This is a genomic window from Methanocalculus sp., from assembly GCF_029762515.1.
GTDB lineage: Archaea > Halobacteriota > Methanomicrobia > Methanomicrobiales > Methanocorpusculaceae > Methanocalculus.
The window spans coordinates 1-1,283 of record NZ_JARVGN010000530.1 but is presented as its reverse complement, the minus strand read 5'-3'; the positions used below and the strand labels follow the sequence as shown (position 1 = coordinate 1,283).

1 protein-coding gene is annotated in these 1,283 nt (G+C 57.3%); it reads right to left on the bottom strand.

The window, feature by feature from the left end; all coding sequences use genetic code 11:
- On the bottom strand, positions 1-1,283 hold a 1,283-nt coding region (locus QCH34_RS12870; RefSeq protein ID WP_300334721.1), incomplete at both ends, for a DEAD/DEAH box helicase family protein.

Genomic DNA, 1,283 nt, shown 5'->3' with positions numbered 1-1,283 from the left:
CCCAGCCTTCGATGAATTTCTTGGCACCGATGAGCAGGTTCACCGTGGATTTCGGGTCGTCGATGGTGCGGAACAGTGACCGATGATCGATCTTCTCTACGATGATCTGCGGTTCGTGTTCCTCGACGATTTTAATGAACTTCGGGGCATCTCCGACATAGATGTCTCCAAAAAAGTCATTGTCGCCGCTCTTGAGACCTATCTCCCCGTCGGTGTTCTTGAGCTGGACTAAGGTGAGACCTGCAGGCTCTGTGCACCGGAAGATGCGGCTGAGCATATCGCCGTAGATCTCCTCCGCGCTCAAGCCCCGTCCGCGGAGGTAGCGCAGGCGCTGCTCCGGGAAGGCGGGATCGAAAAGGTCGTGCTTGGTCTTCTCGTGGATGAGTCCGGATTTTCCCCGGAGAAACTCATCGGTGGTCTGCACCACCCAATCCTGCTCGGTGAGGACCTTCTGCAGGAACCGGACAACGGTGAGGACGTCAGACTTGGTGCCGGAGACGTTGACCCTGCTCCCCACGAAAATCCAGAGCGGGTCGGCGATGTTATACTCGGCGGTGGCTACGTCTTTTATATCCTCAAAGACCAGTTTCTGCTCGTAATAGGTGAGAAGGTTGGCAAGGAGCACACGATCTGTTTCATAGGCGGATTTGTTGACGTTGAGGATACGGTACTCCTTGCCGTAGCCGTCGTTGTAGAAGTGCGGGTAGGAGTAGTCAAAGAGGATGGTCTTAGCAAACGCAGCGAGGTTGTCCTCGTCGCCGCTGCCGCCAGCCGCCGCCTGTCCGAAGGTGGCGCTGTACTCGAAGGTGAAGCCTTCCCGGGCGACCTCGCTCCGGAATGATTTCCACTTCTCGCCGCCACTGCCCTTGTGCGCTTCGTCCACGAAGACGAGGTTCTTGTTACCGAAGCTCTCGATATCCACCCGTCTGAGACCCCCGTCCTGTTTGTCCTCGGTGAACCGGGTGATCTCAATGACATTTACGGCCTCGGCATGGTGCTGCTGGAAGTAGCCGCTAAGCCCGGTGGCATCAAATTCGGTACAGGGGATGCCGCTTTTCTTCATCTCCCTGAGGTGCTGGGCGGAGAGATCTGCATTGGGGGTAATGAGGAGGATGCGGTCGATATCTAGGCGATACTGGCCCCTGTTGTAGTGCTGGAACTGCAGGTAGGCGAGGTGGATGAGGAAGGTCTTGCCCGAGCCGGTTGCCATCCAGTAGGCGCACTTGCGGAGGTCATCCATGTCGGGCATGAACCGGGCGTAGTAGTCGTAGGGCTCCCCAATC